Source organism: Candidatus Hydrogenedentota bacterium, assembly GCA_018005585.1.
Classification (GTDB): domain Bacteria; phylum Hydrogenedentota; class Hydrogenedentia; order Hydrogenedentales; family JAGMZX01; genus JAGMZX01.
Window position 1 is genome coordinate 5,142 of the sequence record JAGMZX010000196.1, and the last position, 3,362, is coordinate 8,503.

The 3,362-nt window shown below is 63.6% G+C and carries 2 protein-coding genes; one reads left to right on the forward strand and one right to left on the reverse strand.

Annotated elements, in window-relative coordinates; genetic code table 11:
• Positions 1–2,346 (reverse strand): hypothetical protein (locus tag KA184_21715; protein MBP8132205.1); only part of this gene is annotated, 2,346 nt, incomplete at its 3' end.
• Between the two features lie 382 nt (positions 2,347–2,728).
• Between KA184_21715 and KA184_21720 the strand changes: the two genes are divergently transcribed.
• Positions 2,729–3,362 (forward strand): hypothetical protein (locus tag KA184_21720; protein ID MBP8132206.1); only part of this gene is annotated, 634 nt, incomplete at its 3' end.

Genomic DNA, 3,362 nt, shown 5'->3' on the forward strand with positions numbered 1-3,362 from the left:
TTTCAGGCGCAGTTCCAGCGACCCTTGCACGCTGATCCCGCGCTCGCCTTGCGCGTCCGGATAATGCAGCACGACCTCGCACGGCGGCTCGATGTGGTAACGCATGACGCCCTCTTCGTCAATGCGCCAATCAACGGCGGCAGTCCTCCCCTCCGGCCCGCCCGGCAAGGGCACGCGCCCCGACGCTTGCCTGAGCGAACCCGGGATGACCCGCAACGCCAGATGGTTTTCACCCAGATCAAAGCGCGGGTGCAGCCCGAGCACGTAGCGGCTGAGTTGCCACGTGGGACAACCCGCCCACTGGTGACAGTGGCTCCATCGCGTGTCAAATACCTCAATCCAGGTGGTCCGGCCGTCTTCAAGCATCCACCCCCAGCACTTGCGATACTGGTCGAGCACAAAATCCATCTCGCCGTTCTCGATGAGCACCGGCATCGCATAATGTGCGAAGTACGGCGTGATGAGACGGCTCTGGTTCTGCCCGGGGTCGCTGAGGCGCGGCGCGCCGGGGTCGTTCGGGAAACACTCGAGCATATGCTGCTTGATATAGGCGAGTGCGTCCGGCTTCTCCGCGTCGTGGAAAAATCCCAGCCGCAGGCCGAGTACCGCGCGGTGATAGCCGGTGGCGCGCCAGTCCGGCTTGCCGGAAGCCCGCCGCTCGTCGAACCACTTCCCAAGTATGCCCGCGAGTTCACGCTCTATCGCCGCGTACTCCGCCCCTTCCGCCGGCTTGCCGAGTGCATCGCACCAGCGGATCATGTCTCGCAACGCCGCGAGATAATGAAGATTTACGCCGATATCGGCGGGCCCATCGTTGCGCACGTAACCCCAATCGACGAAACCCCAGCCCGCCGTGGTGCGCAGGCCGCGCGGCGACATGAATGACTGGAACGCCGCAATGTTGCGCTCCGCCGCGGGGAAGAGCTCTTCAAGCAGGGCCCTGTCGCCCGTGAGTTCCCAGTAGTGCAGGCAGGCGCTGACCCATTGCGCGGCATAGGTGGACAGGTACGCGCCGCCGCCGGGGCACAGGCCCGAGACCAATCCGTCCTCCCGCGCACATTGCGCGCACTGCACGAGGCCGCGCCGGCACAGCCGCAGGTCGCCGTAGGCCGCGGCGGCGATGTCCATGCCCACGGCTACGACGTCGCCCGCCCATTGACCACGCTCGCGCGTGGGATTGTCGATGAGCGCATCCTCGGCGCAGGCGCGGTGCGTCTCGACGCCCGTCATCCAGATGCGCTCCAGCAACGGGTCGCCGCAGATGAAGGCGCCGTCCGGCGGGCCGTAGTAGCATCGCTCGACAAATCCCTCTTCAACGAAGCGCGCCTGCTCTGACGGAGCGATCACGTGGACTTCCAGGAATCGCCCGCTGCGCGGCGTCAGCGGTGAGAATTCCTGCAGGCCGCCCCGCGCCACATAGTGATCGAGGCTGCACGAATCGCTGGCGGACAGGGTAATCCACGGCGAGACGCGCCCGTGCGCGAGCGATTCGCTGTACGCAAACTCGACCACCGCGCCCGCGGGCAGTTCCAGCACGAAGCGAGGACGCCCCAGGCGTACCCGGCCCAAATCATAGCGCCGCCAGACGCCCTGCGGCGGCAGGTTCTCGCATTCCAGGTCGCGAAGGAAGAATCGCGCGGCGACATTGTCTTGCTCATAGCCAAATACTTCCGCGAGCGGCCCTTCTGCAGCAGAAGTCAACGGATGCGTGAATTGCTGCACCGCGCCGGTGCTCAGGGGCTTCATTTCACCCAAAGTCACGGCCGCCGGGACCGGCCGCGCCCACGGTTCGTCGTCAAACGCCACGTCACGCCAGTCCTCAGGAAGCCTGCGCGTGTCGCACCACTCGATCCACCCCAATTGCGCGTTGATGCGGCGCACCTGCGGGCTGAACCCGTCGAGTTGCGCGCATTTCCAAGCGATAGGCAGCTCCTCGCCGTTCACCAGGGCCGCGCAATACAGAAAAGGCGAGATATTGTCCAGAATGCGCGTCGCGAGCCCCTCGTGATGCACTTGGGCGGCCAGGACATGCCCTCCGGCAGACAGCGTTACGCGCCGCGCATCGTATTCGGGGTACTGCACAGGAAAACGGGCCGGACCTTCCATCAGGCATTCGCCGTCGAGCCATAGCACGAACCACGCCGCGCCCAACGACCGGATTTCCACCTCGGCCGCCCCGGCCAGTTCAAAAGCGCCGCGAAAGCCAACGTACACATCGGCCTTTTCCGCGGCAACATCACCACACCACAGGAATTTGCCCTCCACAGGCGCCTGCCTTTCTTCCGCGTGTCCGGAATCCGCAACCAACAGGATTGCCGCCAATGCGAGCCCGCCGTATCTGGTCATGCGTGTATCCCTTCCGCGCTTTCATAACTCCCGCGCGGACTATGCCACATTTGAAAAGCGGATTTCAGGCGGCAATACTGATTGCATGACGAACACTGTGACGTTTATTGTGTTCAATCTCTGCATGCACGGAGATCACGCCATGCACCGCGGTTGTCTTGTATGTGAAACCGGTACTAGTCTCGCAAGAATCAACTGAAACAGGCCGGTGAGATTTGGTCACATGAAAAAATCAGATTCCCCGCGAGCGAAGGCCGGCTTCGACCCCTCGGCAGCCGCAACTACTCCACACGGACGGGTGTCGCGTGTTGCAGTACAAACCGCCTGCCTTGGGAACCGCACCTCATTGAGTATCAATAGCTGAAATTGTGGAGACCATGCCATGGACGACCGTCATTCCGAAACAGAATCCAGACCTTGCGTTTCCAAGACGGGCGCCGAATCCGCCCCAAGAACGCGTTGCGGTTGCGGCCCGGCCGGATGCGGCAACGGTCTGCCGCGCCGCGAGTTCCTCCGGCGCGCGGGCGTGGGTATCGTAGCCACTTCGCTCGTTCCCGGCCTCTTGCCAATGGCCGGGCCGTTTGGCGCGGCCGATACGGACCACGGCCATCTCGTGCCAGCGGACAAGAAACTCAGTGACGCTTGGCTGCGGAGTCTCTATGAGCGGGGAGCGAAGGAGGTCTGGCGCGGCAAGAGCCTCGACAACATCGGGATGCCCTGCGGCGGCATCGGCGCGGGGCAGCTCTACCTCTGCGGCGATGGCACGCTGGGTTGCTGGCAAATCTTCAATAACGCGGCGTCGAACTGGGTCGAAGGCACAAACGCCACGTACCAGCACAAGGGTATCGCGAAGCCCGTGGACCAAGGCTTCGCCATCTCCGTACTCCAAGGCAGCGACGTGACGTGGCGTCCGCTGAGCAAGGAAGGGTTCGCGAACATCGAATTCCAGGGTGAATACCCGATTGGAACCGTGCGCTATGCCTCGCCGGGCTTTCCCGTCAAGATTGCGATGGAGG